Here is a 15411-nt window from a genome sequence, read left to right as displayed (position 1 = left end):
CATCCGCGAAACAGTCATCCAGGGGAACCGTCCGATGAGCACCACCACCGAGCCCGCAATCACGCTCTACGGCACGCCGCTGTCGGGGCACAGCCATCGGGTGGAAGCCTTTCTGAACATCCTCGGCCTGCCCTACCGCTATGTCGAGGCCGGCGCCGAGCTGCGGCGGTCGGAAAGCTTCCTCGCCCTGAACCCATTCGGACAAATTCCGGTGCTGGTCGACGGCGACCTCGTCCTGCCGGACTCCGTCGCCATCCTGGTCTATCTCGCCGACCGCTATGACGCTTCCGGCCTGTGGAATCCGAAGGCGCCGGAGGACGCGGCGCGGGTGCAGCGCTGGCTGTCGATCGCCGCCGGCGATTTGCGCTTCGGGCCGGCCCTGGCGCGCATCCTGACGCTGTGGGGCGGAGCCGCTTCGCTGACCGACGCGCAGGCGGTCGCCGGGCGCGTCCTGCGCTTCATGGACGGTCATCTGGCAAGCCGCGACTGGCTGGCGGCGGAACGGCCGACCATCGCCGACATCGCCTGCTACGCCTATGTCGCCCGCGCGCCGGAAGGCCACATCCCGCTCGATCCCTATCCGGCGATCCGCCGCTGGCTGGAGCGGGTGGAGGCGATCCCGGCGCTGATCCCGATGCCGCAGAGCGCGATTCCGCAATCCGCCTGAACGCCCGCCACTGCAAACGTAGGAGCACGGCCATGGACCAGGACCGCATCCCCGACCCCTTCCATCCCGGCGAGCGGGAGGCGCAGGCGCGGGCCGGGTTCCGCGTGCCGTCGGCGCCGATCCGCGACCGGCTGATCCCTCAGCATCAGCAGTTCTTTCCGCTGCTGCCCTGGCTGCTGGTCGCCGCGCGTGACGAGGCCGGCGACCCGGCGGCCGGCGTGCTGACCGGCGCCCCCGGCTTCGTCTCCGCCGCCGACCCGCAGACGCTGTGGGTGCGGCCCGACCATGGCGCGTGGCAGCCCTGGCCGGCCGGACCGGCGGTGGGGGAACCGGTGGCGGCGCTGGGCATCGACCTCGCCACCCGGCGACGCAACCGGGTGAACGGCCGGGTGGCGGCCCGCGACGGGCTGGCCTTCGCCATGGCGGTGGAGGAGAGCTTCGGCAACTGCCCGCAATACATCCATGTTCGCCGGGCGGAGGATGAAGCCCCCTCCCCCGCCGGAGCCGTGGAAGCGTTGGCCGGACTGGACGGCGAGGCCCGGCGGCTGATCGGTGCGGCCGACACCGCCTTCGTCGCCTCCGCCTCGTCGGCGGGGCGTGACGGCCGGCTGGACGTGTCGCACCGGGGCGGGCCGGCGGGTTTCATCCGGATCGACGGCGACCGGCTGATCGTGCCCGACTATTCCGGCAACCGCTATTTCAACACGCTGGGCAACATGCTGTTGAACCCGCGCGCCGGGTTGCTGCTGGTCGATGTCGCCAGCGGCGACGTGCTGCACCTGACCGGGGCGGTCGGCATCGATTGGGAACCCGACCCTGCCCTGCCCAATGCCCAGCGCAGCTGGAGCCTGCAGGTGGAGCGCGGATGGCGGCGGAAGGCGGCGATCCCGCTGCGTTGGAAGGAACCGGGGGAGCGTATCGGGGTACCGTGACGCATGGGTCACGCAACCGTCGCCAAGCGTCCGGATCTGTGCTTCGATGACGGTTCCATGACACTTGATGGATGGGTGTGTCGATGCGCAATTCCGCCTGTTCCGGGCGCTGGTCGCTGCTGTCCGGTGCGGTTGTCCTATCCCTTCTCGCCGGGCCCGCCCTGGCGGCTGATCCGGCGCCTCAAGGCTCGGTGCCTCAGAGCGACCTGCTGAACGCCGAGCTGTGGATGCAGCGGTCGGTCGAATACAAGGCCAACGCGCTGGCGGTCTATGCGCTGGGCAAGGTCCAGCTGGACAAGGCGCTGGCCGACAAGAACTGGACCGCGGCGACCGAGCAGACCGGCAATTACCAGGAGCTGCCGCCGGCCGTGGTGCTGGACCTGGACGAGACGGCGATGGACAACTCCGCCTATCAGACCGGTCTGGTGACCAGCGGCACCGACTTCTCGCCCAAGACCTGGGACGCCTGGGTGAAGGCGGAGAAGGCGACGGCGGTGCCGGGTGCGGTGGAGTTCACCCAATATGCCGAGTCGAAGGGCGTCAAGGTCTTCTACGTCACCAACCGCAGCGCCGACCAGGAGGAGCCGACCCGCCGCAACGCGCAGGCGCTGGGCTTCCCGATGGGCGGGAACGTCGATACCTTCCTGATGTCGAAGGAAAAGCAGGAGTGGGGTTCGGCGAAGAGCGCACGCCGCGCCGCCATTGCCAAGGATTACCGGATCGTCCTGCTGTTCGGCGACAATTTCAACGACTTCACCGATTCCGCCAACGGCAGCGAGGCGGAGCGGATGAAGGCCTATGAGACGGTGAAGGAGCATTTCGGGCGCGACTGGCTGATGCTGGCCAATCCCGGATACGGCTCGTTCGAGAGCGCGCCCTATGGGCATAATTTCAAACTGTCGGCGGACGAAAAGCGGGCCAAGAAGATCGGCGCGCTGGAACCCTGGGTGGCGCCAACCCAGTAAGGGTGTGACGGTGGTGCGCCAGATTTAAAAGATCAGGCGCACCGCCTGCACGATCACCACCCACGGCGTGCCGATCATCACCGCCCACACCGCCAGTCGCGGCAGACCCTGCATCTTGCGGACCTTCGGTTCGGCGGAGGGGGTGGCTTCGAACGAGGCGGCGTTGTAGATCGACATGGCCTGCTGCTCCATGAGCAAGATGACGGTGAGGACATCTTGCGGTTTCGATCCTTAACGACCATTAAAGAGCGCCGCCTGCGAAGTCGGCGTTTGCGCATTACCTCGACAGGCTAGGAATACCTCAAAAGAGCGCGGCGCCGTGGGGCGGATTGACCACCACGACACCGCGGGACGGGGTCTTACGGCTTCGCCACATGCCAGACATTGTTCACGCCGTCACCCGTGGCGTCGCCGGGCTTCATGTCCTTGGCCCAGGTGTAGAGCGGCTTGCCGTTATAGGCCCATTGGTGGCTGCCGTCGTCGCGGGTGACCACCGTGTATTTGCCCATCGGCTTGGCGGAGGCGGGAGCCATCAGCGGCGGCCAGTTGGTTGCGCAAGGCCCATTGCAGGCCGACTTGCCGGCGCTGTCCTTGTCGAAGACGTAGAGCGTCATGCCCTTCGCGTCGGTCAGGACGGGACCCATCGCGGTCTTGCCCGTCATGGCCGGTTCCTTGTCCTGGGCGAAGGCGTCCTGAACGAAGGCGGGCGCGCCGAACAGGACGGCTCCCAGGCCGATGGCGGCGGCGGTGACACGGAGTGCGGACGTCATTCTGCGGTTCCTCCCCAAAACCGGCCCGCCGGACGACGGACCCGATGGATGAAGGACGCACCTGGAGGCGCGGTTATTCCGCAGGCATCACACCGTCAGGTATTTGCGAACCTCCTGCTCGTCGAGGCCGCTGCGCGGGCCGGACAGCATCACCTCGCCGCGTTCCATCACCACCCAATCGTCGGCAAGGTCGCGGGCAAAGTCGAAATACTGCTCCACGAGCAGGATCGCCATGGTGCCCTTGTCGCGCAGATAGGAGATGGCGCGGCCGATGTCCTTGATGATGGAGGGCTGGATGCCCTCGGTCGGCTCGTCCAGCACCAGCAGGCGCGGGCGGGTCACCAGGGCGCGGCCGATGGCGAGCTGCTGCTGCTGGCCGCCCGACAGGTCGCCGCCGCGGCGCTCCAGCATGGATTTCAGCACCGGGAACAGCTCGAACACCTCGTCGGGAATCGAGCGTTGCGAGCGCGGCAGCGGGGCGTAGCCGGTCAGCAGATTTTCCCGCACCGTCAACAGCGGGAAGATCTCGCGCCCCTGCGGCACATAGGCGATGCCGCGGCGCGCCCGGTCGGCCGGCGCCATCTTGGTCACGTCGGCGCCGTCCCAGCCGATGGAGCCGCCGGACACCGGCTTCAGCCCGACGATGGCGCGCAGCAGGCTGGACTTGCCGACGCCGTTGCGGCCGACCAAGCACGTGACCTTGCCGATTTCGGCCTTCATGGAAACGCTGCGCAGGGCCTGGGCGGCGCCGTAATGCAGATCGAGGGAGCGAACGTCCAGCATCTTGGGATCTCCGGTCAGCGGCCGAGATAGGTGTCGATGACCTGTTGATTCGAACTCACCGCGTCCAGCGAGCCTTCGGCCAGGACGGAGCCTTCGGCCAGCACCGTCACCTTGACGCCGAGCGCACGGACGAAGCTCATGTCATGCTCCACCACGATCACCGAATGCTTGCCGGCGATGCTGCACAGCAGTTCCGCCGTCTGTTCGGTTTCGGCGTCGGTCATGCCGGCAACCGGCTCGTCGACCAGCAGAAGCTTGGGGTCCTGCGCCAGCAGCATGCCGATCTCCAGCCACTGCTTCTGCCCATGCGACAGGCTGCCGGCCTGACGGTTGCGCAGGGCCGACAGGCGCGTGATGTCGAGGATTTCCTCAATCCGGCTGCGGTCGTCGCGGCTGATGGCGTAGGTCAGCGTCTTCAGCGGCCGGCGCGGCGCCTTCAACGCCAGTTCAAGGTTGTCCCACACCGTGTGCGGCTCGAACACCGTCGGACGCTGGAACTTGCGGCCGATGCCGAGATTGGCGATCGCCGCCTCGCGCAGGCGGGTCAGGTCGGTGTCGCCCTCGAACAGGATGGTGCCGGTGTCGGGGCGGGTCTTGCCGGTGATGACGTCCATCATCGTCGTCTTGCCGGCGCCGTTGGGGCCGATGATCGCCCGCATCTCGCCGGGCATCATCACCAGTGACAGGCTGTTCAGCGCCTTGAAGCCGTCGAAGCTGACCGACACGCCGTCGAGATAGAGAAGGGTCGATTCCGCGCTCATGGGTCAGGCCCCCTTTTGGCCAGCGGTCTGGTTTGCGGTTTGGGCGTTGGGGAGGGCGGGGGTCTTGCGGCCGGGCAGCTTGGCCTTCAACTGCGCGCCCAGCCCCAGCAGGCCCTTGGGCAGGAACAGGGTGACCGCCACGAACAGGCCGCCGAGCGCGAACAGCCACAGCTCCGGCAGCGCGCCGGTGAAGTAGCTCTTGCCCATGTTGACCAGCACCGCGCCGAGGATGCCGCCGGCCAGCGTGCCGCGTCCGCCGACCGCGACCCAGATCACCGCCTCGATCGAGCTGGCCGGGGCGAATTCCGACGGGTTGATGATGCCGACCTGCGGGACGTAGAGGGCGCCCGCGACGCCGGCCATGCAGGCCGACAGGGTCCAGGCGAACAGCTTGTAGCTTTCGGTGTCGTAGCCCATGAAGCGGACGCGGCTTTCGGCGTCGCGCAGCGCCACCAGCACCTTGCCCAGCTTCGACCCGATGACGCCCGACGCGATCATGTAGGAGAGCGCGAGCGCAGCGACGGTCGCCACGAACAGCGCGACGCGGGTGGTGTCGGCCTGGATGTCGTAACCGAGGATGTCCTTGAAGTCGGTCAGGCCGTTGTTGCCGCCGAAGCCCATGTCGTTGCGGAAGAAGGCCAGCAGCAGGGCGAAGGTCAGCGCCTGGGTGATGATCGACAGGTAGACGCCGGTGACGCGGCTGCGGAAGGCGAACCAGCCGAAGGCGAAGGCCAACGCGCCCGGCACCACCAGCACCATGATCGCGGCGAACCAGAACTGGTCGAAGCCGAGCCAGTACCAGGGCAGCTCCTTCCAGTTCAGGAAGACCATGAAGTCGGGCAGGACCGGGTTGCCGTAGACTCCACGCGGGCCGATCTGCCGCATCAGGTACATGCCCATGGCATAGCCGCCGAGCGCGAAGAAGGCGGCATGGCCGAGCGACAGGATGCCGCAATAGCCCCAGACAAGGTCCAGCGCCAGCGCCAGCAGCGCGAAGCACAGGTATTTGCCCAGCAGCGAGACGGTGAAGACCGACAGGTGGAAGGGCGAGTCCGCCGGCACCCACAGCGTCATCACCGGGACCGCCACCGCCAGGAATGCCAGGATCGTCAGGACGATCCCAGCCTTGCGGTCCAGCCCCATCAGGAAAAAGCGCAGCAGCATCGGATCAGGCCTCCACCGCGCGGCCCTTCAGCGCGAACAGGCCGCGCGGACGCCGTTGGATGAACAGGATGATGAAGATCAGCACCAGGATCTTGCCCAGCACCGCACCGGCGTAAGGCTCCAGGAACTTGTTGATGGACCCCAGCGTCAGCGCGCCGACCAGCGTGCCCCAAAGGTTGCCCACTCCGCCGAACACCACGACCATGAAGCTGTCGATGATGTAGCCCTGGCCGAGGTTCGGGCTGACATTGTCGATCTGGCTCAGGGCCACCCCGGCCAGACCGGCGATGCCGGAGCCGAGACCGAAGGTCAGCGCGTCCACCCGCGCGGTGCGGATGCCCATGGCGTTGGCCATCGGCCGGTTCTGCGTCACCGCGCGGATCGACAGGCCGAACCAGGTGCGCTTCAGCGCCACCAGCAGCGCGGCGAAGACGGTGAAGGCGAAGATGACGATCCACAGCCGGCCATAGGTGATGGTCAGGCCGCCCAGTTCGAAGGCGCCGGACATCCAGCTCGGCGCCCCCACCTCGCGGTTGGTCGGGCCGAAGATGGAGCGCACCGCCTGTTGGAGCGCGAGAGACAGGCCCCAGGTGGCGAGCAGCGTTTCCAAGGGACGACCGTAGAGCCAGCGGATCACGCTGCGCTCGATGATGATGCCGACGCCGCCCGACACGATGAAGGCGGCGGGCAGCGCCACCAGGATCGACAGGTCGAACAGGCCGGGGGCATGGGCGCGGAAGAACTCCTGCACCAGGAAGGTGGTGTAGGCGCCGATCATCACCATCTCGCCATGGGCCATGTTGATGACACCCATCACGCCGAAGGTGACGGCGAGGCCGATGGCGGCCAGCAGCAGCACCGACCCCAGCGACAGCCCGTACCAGAGATTCTGCAAGGCGGCCCAGAAGGCCAGCTTCTGTTCCAGGGTGGAGACGGCGGCGGCGGCAGAGCGCTTGGTGACGTCGGACGCGCCGGAACCGGCGACCATGTTCAGCAGCACCAGCGCGTCGCGGTCGCCGCGGGCGGCCAGCGTGTCGGTCGCCGACTGGATTTCGGCATCGCTCATCTTCGACGCGGCCTCGCCGGTCAGCAGGATGGCGGCGCGTGCCTGCTCCATGGCGGCGCGCACGCCCTTGTCCTGCTCCTTGGCGATGGCGGCATTCAGCGTCTCCAGCGCAGCGGCGTCGCGGCTCTTGAACACCGCATCGGCGGCGGAGCGGCGGACGCCGGCATCGGGGCTCATCAGGGTGAGGGCGCCCAGCGAAGCGCTGATGGCGCGGCGCAGCGAATTGTTGATGCGGATCTTCTCGACCGCGGCGGCCGGCGCATCGCCCAGCGCGGCACGGGTCAGCGGGTCGGTCAGGGTGAAGGCGTCGCCGGCCTTGCGGGCGACGACCACGGTCCCATCGGCCTTGCGCACATAGAGGTCGCCGGCCTGCAGCGCCTCGATCACCGGCACGGCGGCCGGGTCGCCGGCCTCCGACAGTTGCGCCAGGGCCTTTTCGGTTCCGGAATAGCCGCCGCTGCCCAGGGCCTGGACAAGCGGGCGGAGATCGGCGGCATAGGCGGCGGTCGATGTGGCGACCACCACACAGACGGCCATCAGCCAGCGGAGAGCGCGTCGCATCGCGGGTCCTTCGGTGCGGGGGGCTTAAAGACGTGCGACGCTTGCCCCCACCCCGCCCCTCCCCCGCTTCGCAGGGGAGGGAGAGATCCCCTCCTCCGCATCGGACCGACCTTCGGTCGGCCGAGAGCGGGGGAGGGTTAGGGTGGGGGCAAGCGTCGCGACCACTCAGACGATCAGGTCAGCAAACGCTACCCTCACGACCCCTTGCCGCCGCACTTGCCGGTCTTCACGTTGAAGTTGCCGCAGGACATCGGCTTGCGCCAGTCGGCGATCAGGTCCTTGCTGTCCGGCAGATAGTCCGACCACTCGTCGCCCGGGACGAGGCCCGAGGTCTTGGAGACGACGTCGAACTGGCCGTTCTCCTGCACTTCGCCGATCAGCACCGGCTTGGTGATGTGGTGGTTCGGCAGCATCGCCGAATAGCCGCCGGTCAGGTTGGGGACCGACACGCCGACCATGGCGTCGATGACCTTGTCCGGCTCGGTGGTGCCGGCCGCCTCGACCGCCTTCACCCACATGTTGAAGCCGATATAGTGGGCTTCCATCGGGTCGTTGGTGACGCGCTTGTCGTTCTTGGTATAGGCCTTCCATTCCTTGATGAACTCGGCGTTCGCCGGGGTCTCCACGGACTGGAAGTAGTTCCAGGCGGCCAGATGGCCGAGCAGCGGCTTGGTGTCGATGCCGGCCAGCTCTTCTTCGCCGACGGAGAAGGCGACGACCGGAATGTCCTGCGCCTTCACGCCCTGGTTGCCCAGTTCCTTGTAGAAGGGAACGTTGGCGTCGCCGTTGATGGTGGAGACGACGGCGGTCTTCTTGCCGGCCGACCCGAACTTCTTGATGTCCGCCACGATCGACTGCCAGTCGGAATGACCGAACGGCGTGTAGTTGATCATGATGTCCTCGGGCTTGACGCCCTTGCCCTTCAGGTAGGCTTCGAGGATCTTGTTGGTCGTGCGCGGATAGACGTAGTCGGTACCGGCCAGCACCCAGCGCTGGACCTTTTCCTTCTGCATCAGGTAGTCGACGGCCGGGATCGCCTGCTGGTTCGGCGCGGCGCCGGTGTAGAAGACGTTGCGGGAGGACTCCTCGCCCTCATACTGGACCGGGTAGAAGAGGATGTTGTTCAGCTCCTCGAACACCGGCAGCACCGACTTGCGGCTGACCGAGGTCCAGCAGCCGAACACGGCCGACACCTTGTCCTTGCTGATCAGCTCGCGCGCCTTTTCGGCGAACAGCGGCCAGTTGGAGGCCGGATCGACCACCACCGGCTCCAGCTTCTTGCCCAGCAGGCCGCCCTTCTTGTTCTGCTCGTCGATCAGCATCAGCATGACGTCCTTCAACGTCGTCTCGCTGATCGCCATCGTGCCGGACAGGGAATGCAGGATGCCCACCTTGATGGTGTCGTCCGCCGCCTGGGCCGGCATCGCGAAGGACGCCATCGCGCCCATGGCCAGACCGGCCAGCGCGCTGATCCCGAAGCTGGACGTCAGTTGCTTGGTCCGCATGAAGTTGCCCCCTTCCTTTGGCGCCCCGGTTGCTCCGGGGCTTCGCCACATCGTCGGGGGAAAAGCTACCGCGCATGCGAAAGGCGGTATCTACGTCAAATGACACATACGGCCACGCCAGCGCCTCCATTGCCGTACCACCGGCGAAGGTTCGGAATAAAACCGCCGCCTCAGCGTCCAACTGCTGGATGAGCGCGTGTAACGGAGACAGCCGCCGGCGAGTGGGACGGCGATGCAAGGGAGCAACAGTGTGAACAGCAGAGCTGCCGACACCAAATGTCGCTTGCGGATTGTGGAAGGCTCATCGAAGGATACAACGCTCGATCCTTTCCGTTCACGTTCCGGTCCCATCGCCATGCATGATCTCCGCCGCCCGATCTCCCGCCGCTCCGCCGCCTTCTGCCTGGTCGGCGGGCTGGTCGGCGTCGTCCTGAGCGGTCCGGCGCTGACCGCAGCGGCGAAGGAGGCGGCGTACGCCGCCAAGCCGCCGCTGGTCGCGGGCTGGGCCGCGGCGCTGGACCAGCGCGCGCAGGAAATTCAGAACGCGCCCAAGGCGCCTGCCACCCGCATCGGCTATGGCGCGGTGGTGAAGCTGGGCGACGGCGGCATGATCGAGGGCGTCGCCCCGGCGATGGACGTGCCCCCCGCCGAGGTGCAGGCGCAGGCCCCCACCCTGCCAGGACTAGCCCCGGTCGAGCCGGCGCCGCCGGTGGTGATCTCCGTGCGCTCGCCGCTGGCCGACCGCGTCGGCCGGATTTCCCGCCGCCTGATCGAGCTGGGCTATCTGCCCGCCGACAAATGGACCGACAGCTTCAACGACGATGTCGAGGCTGCCGTGCGCGCCTTCCAGCTCGCCGAGGGGCTGCAGCCTGACGGCAAGGTGGGCGAGGTGACGCGCCAGGCGCTGGACCGCACCCCGGCGCAGACGGTGGCGCTGCTGCGCCGCGCCGCCGCGGCGATGCGGGCGCAGCAGGCCTCCATCCCCGACACCACGGTGCTGGTCAACCTGCCCGGCCAGTCCGTCACCCTCATCGAACATGGCCGCCCCGCCTTCACCATGCGGGCGGTGGTCGGCCGGCCGTCGCGCAAGACGCCGCTGCTGCAGGACAAGATCACCAGCGTCACCATCAACCCGACCTGGACCGTCCCGCCGACGGTGCTGAGCGAGGACAAGCTGCCGGCCCTGCGCAAGAAGGGCACCACCGGCATCAAGAACGCCGCCGTCTATCTGGACGGATCGGAGGTGGTCAACACGCAGTCGGTCAACTGGTGGTCGGTCGATCCCGGCCGCGTGCGCATCGTCCAGAAGCCGGGCGACGACAACGCGCTGGGCCGCTTCCGCTTCAACCTGACCAACGGCGACGGCATCTTCCTGCACGGCACCAACGACCCCAGGCTGTTCAGCCGCGACCTGCGCGCCGCCAGCTCCGGCTGCGTACGGCTGGAGGATGCCCGGATGATGGCGGAAACGCTGCTGGGTGCGGCCAAGGTGACGCCGGCCGTCATCAGCCAGCAGCTCGACACCGGGGAGACCAAGACGATCCGGCTGCCGAACGCCATCCCCGTGCGCTTCGTCTACTGGAATGCGTCGGTCGACACCGCCGGCGTGGTGCGCGTCCACCCGGACATCTACGAGGATCCGCCCACGCTGGCGACTCCGTCCGGCCAATCGGGTTCGGCGGCTCCGGCCATGTCGGCAAATCCGGCGGCGGCAAATCCGGTGACGCCGGCCTCGACGCCGCGTCCGCTGTCGAAGCCGGCGCCGCTGCCGGTCCCGACCGCCCATGCGCCGACGCCGCTGTCCTCCGCCTCCACCCCTGCTCCGGCCAAGCCGCTGCCGACACCGACCGGCATGTGAGGCCGGGATGCGGATCGCCCGGATCGACCATTTCGTGCTGACGGTCGCCTCCATCGAGGCGACTTGCGCCTTCTACCGCGACGTGCTGGGGATGGAGGTCGTCACCTTCGCCGGCGGCCGCCGCGCCCTGTCTTTCGGCGCGCAGAAGATCAACCTGCACGAGGTCGGGCGGGAGTACGAACCGAAGGCCGCCCGCCCCACCGCCGGCAGCGGCGACTTCTGCCTGATCGCCGACACGCCGCTGGACGAAGTGATCGCCGAACTCAAGGCTCGCGACATCACCATAGAGGAAGGCCCGGTGAGCCGCACGGGCGCCACCGGGCCGATCCGTTCCGTCTATTTCCGCGACCCCGACGACAATCTGGTCGAGATCGCCAATTACGTCTGAAGGCGTTGCTCCGTCCTCAGCGTGCCTGCAGCATCCCCACCGCGCCGCGCGCGACCTCGTGCAGGTCGGCTTCGCCGCCGGACTGGACATGGGCGAACAGGCCGGCGCGCATGCGCGGATCCCAGAATTTGCGGATGTGGGTCGCCGTCTCCGTCACAGCCTCCTCATGGGGGTAGGTGGCGAAATGGACGGCGATCTGGTTCGCCATCCGGACCAGATCCTTGGCGTGGTTCGTGTGGCTCATCGGTGTCTCCGGAATGGGTTGGTATCAGCGGAACAGGATGACGGTGTCGCGGCGCGACAGCGCGCCCAGGGTCAAGTTGGCGTTGCGCGCCAGTTCAAGCGCCAGCGCCGTCGGGGCCGAGATGGTCGCCAGCAGCGGGATGCCCACCGCGGCGGTCTTCTGCACCAGTTCGAAGCTGCAGCGGCTGGTCATCACCACGAAGCCGCCGGCCGGGTCGGCACCTGAACCGGCAATGGCGCCGATCAGCTTGTCCAGCGCGTTGTGGCGGCCGACATCCTCGCGGGCCAGCCGGATGCTGCCGTCGGGCGCGCACCATGCCGCCGCATGGACCGATCGGTTGGCCCGGTTCATCGGCTGATGGTCCGGCAGGGCGCGGAAGGCGGCGGCCACGGCGGCCGGGTCGACCTCCAGCGCGGTTTCGATCTTGCGGGGCTCCCGAACGGCGTGGACAAGACTGTCCACGCCGCACAGGCCACAGCCGCTCCGCCCCTCCATGGAGCGGCTGCGCAGGCTTCCGCGCAGGAGACGCAGCGGGTCGACCGTCAGGTTGACGACGAAGCCCAGCGGCGTTTCCCGCACGGCGATTTTCTCGATATCAGCGGCGGTCCCGACGATCTCCTCGGCAAGGCTGAAGCCCAGCGCGAAGTCTTCCAGATCGGCGGGGGTCGCCATCATCACGGCATGGGACCGGCCGTTGTATTCGAAAGCGACCGCGGTTTCCTCCGGCACCTGCCATTCGACATCCGCGCCGTCCTCCATCCCGACACCGGCGGAAAAGCCGGTGCCGGTGACGGCAATGGAGCACATGAGGCTGTCGTCGGGACGGATGGAACCAGAAGGCATCGCGGTCATGCTTCCCACTCCTCAGGCCATTATTCGGCGGCGATGACGTTGGCGGCGGCGATGCGCTTGCGCTCGACGTCGTTCTTCGCGTAGTCGACCTGCCAGTCGGACGGCTGGTTGCTGCGGGTGACCTGCACCGCCGTCACCTTGTATTCGGGGCAGTTGGTCGCCCAGTCCGAATTTTCCGTGGTGATGACGTTGGCGCCGGTCACCGGGTGGTGGAAGGTGGTGTAGACGACGCCGGCCGGCATGCGGTCGGAGATGACGGCGCGCAGCGTCGTCGCCCCCATGCGGCTGGCGAGCGACACCATGTCGCCATCCTTGACGCCCCGGATCTCGGCATCCACCGCGTTGATCTCCAGCACGTCCTCCGGATGCCAGGCCACATTGGCGGTGCGCCGGGTCTGGGCGCCGACATTGTAGTGGGCGAGGATGCGGCCAGTGGTCAGCACCAACGGGTACATCCGCGTCGTCCGCTCGTCGGTCGGCACATATTCGGTGACCACGAAGCGGCCGAGACCGCGGGCGAAGCTCTCGCCATGCATGATCGCCATGCCGGTGTCGTCGTCCTCGAAGCCGGTGCAGGGCCACTGCACGCTGCCGACGCGGTCGAGCTTCTCGAAGCTGACGCCGCGGAAGGTCGGGGTCAGCCGGGCGATCTCGTCCATGATTTCCGACGTGGTCTCGTAGTGCATCGGGTAGCCCATCGCCGTCGCCAGCGCGCAGGCGACCCAATGCTCGTCCTTGCCGACCTTGGACGGCATCGCCTTGCGGACGCGGTTGATGCGGCGCTCGGCGTTGGTGAAGGTGCCGTCCTTCTCCAGGAAGGAGGTGCCGGGGAAGAAGACGTGGGCGAAGGCGGCCGTCTCGTTCAGGAACAGGTCCTGGACGATGACGATGTCCAGCGATTCCAGCGCCGAGGTGACGTGGGTGGTGTTGGGATCGGACTGGACGATGTCCTCGCCCTGCACGAACAGGCCGCGGAAGCTGCCGTCATGCGCGCTGTCGAACATGTTGGGGATGCGCAGGCCGGGTTCCGGATCCAGCGTGACGCCCCAGGCGGCCTCGAACTCCTGGCGGACGATGTCGTCCGACACGTGGCGGTAGCCCGGCAGCTCGTGCGGGAAGGAGCCCATGTCGCAGGAGCCCTGCACGTTGTTCTGGCCGCGCAACGGGTTCACGCCGACGCCCTCGCGGCCGATGTTGCCGGTCGCCATCGCGAGGTTGGCGATCGCCATCACCGTGCTGGAGCCCTGGCTGTGCTCGGTCACGCCCAGGCCGTAGTAGATCGCGGCGTTGCCGCCGGTGGCGTAGAGGCGAGCGGCGGCGCGGACCCGATCGGCGGGAACGCCGGTGCGCGATTCCAGATATTCCGGCGAGTTGCGGTGCTCGGCGATGAACGCCTCCCACTTCGCGAACTCCTTGGGATCGCAGCGCTCCTCGACGAAGGCGCGGTTCACCAGCCCCTCGGTGACGATGGTGTGGGCGATGGCGTTGACCACGGCGACGTTGGTGCCGGGCTGGAGCTGGAGGTGGTACTCGGCCTGGACGTGCGGGCTGCGCACCAGATCGATGCGGCGCGGGTCGATGACGATCAGCTTGGCTCCGGCGCGCAGGCGCTTCTTCATGCGCGACCCGAACACCGGGTGGCCGTCGGTCGGGTTGGCGCCGATGACCAGGATGACGTCGGACTTGTCGACGCTCTTGAAGTCCTGGGTGCCGGCCGAAGTGCCGAAGGTCTGCGACAGGCCGTAGCCGGTCGGCGAATGGCAGACGCGGGCGCAGGTGTCGATGTTGTTGGTGCCGAAGGCGGCCCGGATCATCTTCTGGACGACATAGACCTCCTCGTTGGTGCAGCGCGACGAGGTGATGCCGCCGATGGAGCCACGGCCATACCTGGCCTGCACCGCCTTCAGACGCTCGGCGGCGTAGGCGATCGCCTCCTCCCACGACACCTCGCGCCACGGGTCGGTGATCTTCTCGCGCACCATGGGCTTCATGATGCGGTCCTTGTGGGTGGCGTAGCCCCAGGCGAAGCGGCCCTTGACGCAGGAGTGGCCCTCGTTGGCGCCGCCGTTCTTCCACGGCGTCATGCGGACCACCGTGGTGCCCTGAAGCTCGGCCTTGAAGGAGCAGCCGACGCCGCAATAGGCGCAGGTGGTGATGACGCTGTGTTCGGGTTGGCCGTGCTCGATGATCGACTTCTCGGTCAGGGTCGCGGTCGGGCAGGCCTGGACGCAGGCGCCGCAGGACACGCACTCGCTGTCCATGAAGCTTTCCTTGGCACCCGCCGACACCGTGGAGGCGAAGCCGCGGCTGTCGATGGTCAGCGCGAAGGTGCCCTGGGTCTCCTGGCAGGCACGGACGCAGCGCGAGCAGACGATGCACTTGGAGGCATCGAAGGTGAAGTAGGGGTTGCTCTCGTCCTTCGCGGCGGCGCGATGGTTTTCGCCGTCGAAACCGTACCGGACGTTGCGCAAGCCCACTGCGCCGGCCATGTCCTGCAACTCGCAATCACCGTTGGCGGCGCAGGTCAGGCAGTCGAGCGGATGGTCGGAGATGTACAGCTCCATCACGCCGCGGCGCAGCTTAGCCAGCTTGTCGGTCTGGGTGTGGACCTTCATGCCGGGGGCGACGGGGGTGGTGCAGGAGGCCGGGGTGCCGCGGCGCCCCTCGATCTCCACCGCGCAGAGGCGGCAGGAGCCGAAGGGCTCCAGGCTGTCGGTGGCGCACAGCTTCGGCACGGTGATGCCGGCGTCCATCGCGGCTCGCATCACGGAGGTGCCTTCGGGAACGGTGATGGCGCGGCCGTCGATCTCCAGCGTCACCAGGGTCTCGGAGACGCGGGCGGGTGTGCCGTAGTCGGTCTCGTGGATGAGGGTCATCTCGGGTGCTCCTGGGTCG

General features: G+C 67.7%; 15 protein-coding genes. 5 read left to right on the top strand and 10 right to left on the bottom strand.

What is annotated here, in order from left to right; translation table 11 throughout:
* The first annotated feature begins 34 nt into the window (after positions 1 to 34).
* The 3 genes from TSH20_RS13135 (at position 35) to TSH20_RS13125 (ending at position 2564) form a co-directional block, all read left to right on the top strand.
* Positions 35 to 667, top strand: coding sequence for a glutathione S-transferase (locus tag TSH20_RS13135; RefSeq protein ID WP_109075165.1), 633 nt, complete (start codon positions 35 to 37; stop codon positions 665 to 667).
* A 32-nt stretch (positions 668 to 699) separates the two neighbouring features.
* Positions 700 to 1599, top strand: a complete 900-nt coding sequence (locus TSH20_RS13130; RefSeq protein WP_109075164.1) for a pyridoxamine 5'-phosphate oxidase family protein — start codon at positions 700 to 702, stop codon at positions 1597 to 1599.
* 83 nt (positions 1600 to 1682) lie between these two features.
* A complete protein-coding gene (locus TSH20_RS13125) occupies positions 1683 to 2564 on the top strand; it encodes a 5'-nucleotidase, lipoprotein e(P4) family (RefSeq protein WP_109075163.1) in 882 nt (293 codons plus the stop codon).
* Positions 2565 to 2588: 24 nt separating this feature from the next.
* Here TSH20_RS13125 and TSH20_RS35310 read toward each other — a convergent pair whose 3' ends face one another.
* The 7 genes from TSH20_RS35310 to urtA form a co-directional block, all read right to left on the bottom strand.
* Positions 2589 to 2741 (bottom strand): hypothetical protein, encoded by a 153-nt coding sequence (locus TSH20_RS35310; protein ID WP_169054982.1) that lies wholly within the window; start codon positions 2739 to 2741, stop codon positions 2589 to 2591.
* Positions 2742 to 2923: 182 nt separating this feature from the next.
* The gene (locus TSH20_RS13120) at positions 2924 to 3334 is read right to left on the bottom strand and encodes a hypothetical protein (protein ID WP_109075162.1); all 411 of its coding nucleotides are present in this window, start codon (positions 3332 to 3334) and stop codon (positions 2924 to 2926) included.
* An 87-nt stretch (positions 3335 to 3421) separates the two neighbouring features.
* Complete coding sequence (gene urtE / locus TSH20_RS13115; protein ID WP_109075161.1) at positions 3422 to 4117, bottom strand: urea ABC transporter ATP-binding subunit UrtE; 696 nt, start codon at positions 4115 to 4117, stop codon at positions 3422 to 3424.
* 14 nt (positions 4118 to 4131) lie between these two features.
* Entirely contained in the window at positions 4132 to 4878 is a 747-nt protein-coding gene (gene urtD, locus TSH20_RS13110) for an urea ABC transporter ATP-binding protein UrtD (RefSeq protein WP_085084212.1), read from the bottom strand.
* 3 nt (positions 4879 to 4881) lie between these two features.
* On the bottom strand, positions 4882 to 6042 hold the full coding sequence (gene urtC, locus TSH20_RS13105) for an urea ABC transporter permease subunit UrtC (protein WP_109075160.1): 1161 nt from the start codon (positions 6040 to 6042) through the stop codon (positions 4882 to 4884).
* Positions 6043 to 6046: 4 nt separating this feature from the next.
* On the bottom strand, positions 6047 to 7669 hold the full coding sequence (gene urtB, locus TSH20_RS13100; protein ID WP_109075159.1) for an urea ABC transporter permease subunit UrtB: 1623 nt from the start codon (positions 7667 to 7669) through the stop codon (positions 6047 to 6049).
* Between the two features lie 194 nt (positions 7670 to 7863).
* Positions 7864 to 9117: an urea ABC transporter substrate-binding protein gene (urtA, locus tag TSH20_RS13095; protein ID WP_247871381.1), complete on the bottom strand. Its 1254-nt coding sequence runs from the start codon at positions 9115 to 9117 to the stop codon at positions 7864 to 7866.
* Between the two features lie 412 nt (positions 9118 to 9529).
* On the opposite strand from urtA, the gene TSH20_RS13090 reads away from it, so the two are divergent.
* Together TSH20_RS13090 and TSH20_RS13085 are read left to right on the top strand one after the other, a co-directional pair.
* The gene (locus TSH20_RS13090; protein WP_109075157.1) at positions 9530 to 11032 is read left to right on the top strand and encodes a L,D-transpeptidase family protein; all 1503 of its coding nucleotides are present in this window, start codon (positions 9530 to 9532) and stop codon (positions 11030 to 11032) included.
* A 7-nt stretch (positions 11033 to 11039) separates the two neighbouring features.
* The gene (locus TSH20_RS13085) at positions 11040 to 11420 is read left to right on the top strand and encodes a VOC family protein (RefSeq protein ID WP_109075156.1); all 381 of its coding nucleotides are present in this window, start codon (positions 11040 to 11042) and stop codon (positions 11418 to 11420) included.
* Between the two features lie 16 nt (positions 11421 to 11436).
* On the opposite strand, the gene TSH20_RS13080 is transcribed toward TSH20_RS13085, so the two are convergent.
* From TSH20_RS13080 to fdhF, 3 genes are read right to left on the bottom strand one after another with little or no spacing between them, the layout of a single operon-like run.
* On the bottom strand, positions 11437 to 11664 hold the full coding sequence (locus tag TSH20_RS13080) for a formate dehydrogenase subunit delta (protein WP_109075155.1): 228 nt from the start codon (positions 11662 to 11664) through the stop codon (positions 11437 to 11439).
* 24 nt (positions 11665 to 11688) lie between these two features.
* Entirely contained in the window at positions 11689 to 12516 is an 828-nt protein-coding gene (gene fdhD / locus TSH20_RS13075; RefSeq protein WP_109075154.1) for a formate dehydrogenase accessory sulfurtransferase FdhD, read from the bottom strand.
* A 20-nt stretch (positions 12517 to 12536) separates the two neighbouring features.
* On the bottom strand, positions 12537 to 15392 hold the full coding sequence (fdhF, locus tag TSH20_RS13070; protein ID WP_109075153.1) for a formate dehydrogenase subunit alpha: 2856 nt from the start codon (positions 15390 to 15392) through the stop codon (positions 12537 to 12539).
* Positions 15393 to 15411 lie beyond the last annotated feature (19 nt).

Origin of the sequence: Azospirillum sp. TSH20 (assembly GCF_003115935.1) — a bacterium.
Classification (GTDB): Bacteria; Pseudomonadota; Alphaproteobacteria; order Azospirillales; family Azospirillaceae; genus Azospirillum.
Note: the sequence above shows the minus strand (reverse complement) of the source record. Positions and strands in the feature narration are given on the sequence as shown.

Bases quoted from the DNA above. Each gene is read 5' to 3' on its own strand.
- fdhD (WP_109075154.1), bottom strand. From the start codon at position 12,516: ATGACCGCGATGCCTTCTGGTTCCATCCGTCCCGACGACAGCCTCATG.
- urtE (WP_109075161.1), bottom strand. From the start codon at position 4,117: ATGCTGGACGTTCGCTCCCTCGATCTGCATTACGGCGCCGCCCAGGCC.
- TSH20_RS13120 (WP_109075162.1), bottom strand. From the start codon at position 3,334: ATGACGTCCGCACTCCGTGTCACCGCCGCCGCCATCGGCCTGGGAGCC.
- fdhF (WP_109075153.1), bottom strand. From the start codon at position 15,392: ATGACCCTCATCCACGAGACCGACTACGGCACACCCGCCCGCGTCTCC.
- TSH20_RS13125 (WP_109075163.1), top strand. From the start codon at position 1,683: ATGCGCAATTCCGCCTGTTCCGGGCGCTGGTCGCTGCTGTCCGGTGCG.
- urtB (WP_109075159.1), bottom strand. From the start codon at position 7,669: ATGCGACGCGCTCTCCGCTGGCTGATGGCCGTCTGTGTGGTGGTCGCC.
- urtA (WP_247871381.1), bottom strand. From the start codon at position 9,117: ATGGGCGCGATGGCGTCCTTCGCGATGCCGGCCCAGGCGGCGGACGAC.
- TSH20_RS13135 (WP_109075165.1), top strand. From the start codon at position 35: ATGAGCACCACCACCGAGCCCGCAATCACGCTCTACGGCACGCCGCTG.
- urtC (WP_109075160.1), bottom strand. From the start codon at position 6,042: ATGCTGCTGCGCTTTTTCCTGATGGGGCTGGACCGCAAGGCTGGGATC.
- TSH20_RS13080 (WP_109075155.1), bottom strand. From the start codon at position 11,664: ATGAGCCACACGAACCACGCCAAGGATCTGGTCCGGATGGCGAACCAG.
- TSH20_RS35310 (WP_169054982.1), bottom strand. From the start codon at position 2,741: ATGTCGATCTACAACGCCGCCTCGTTCGAAGCCACCCCCTCCGCCGAA.
- TSH20_RS13085 (WP_109075156.1), top strand. From the start codon at position 11,040: ATGCGGATCGCCCGGATCGACCATTTCGTGCTGACGGTCGCCTCCATC.
- TSH20_RS13090 (WP_109075157.1), top strand. From the start codon at position 9,530: ATGCATGATCTCCGCCGCCCGATCTCCCGCCGCTCCGCCGCCTTCTGC.
- urtD (WP_085084212.1), bottom strand. From the start codon at position 4,878: ATGAGCGCGGAATCGACCCTTCTCTATCTCGACGGCGTGTCGGTCAGC.
- TSH20_RS13130 (WP_109075164.1), top strand. From the start codon at position 700: ATGGACCAGGACCGCATCCCCGACCCCTTCCATCCCGGCGAGCGGGAG.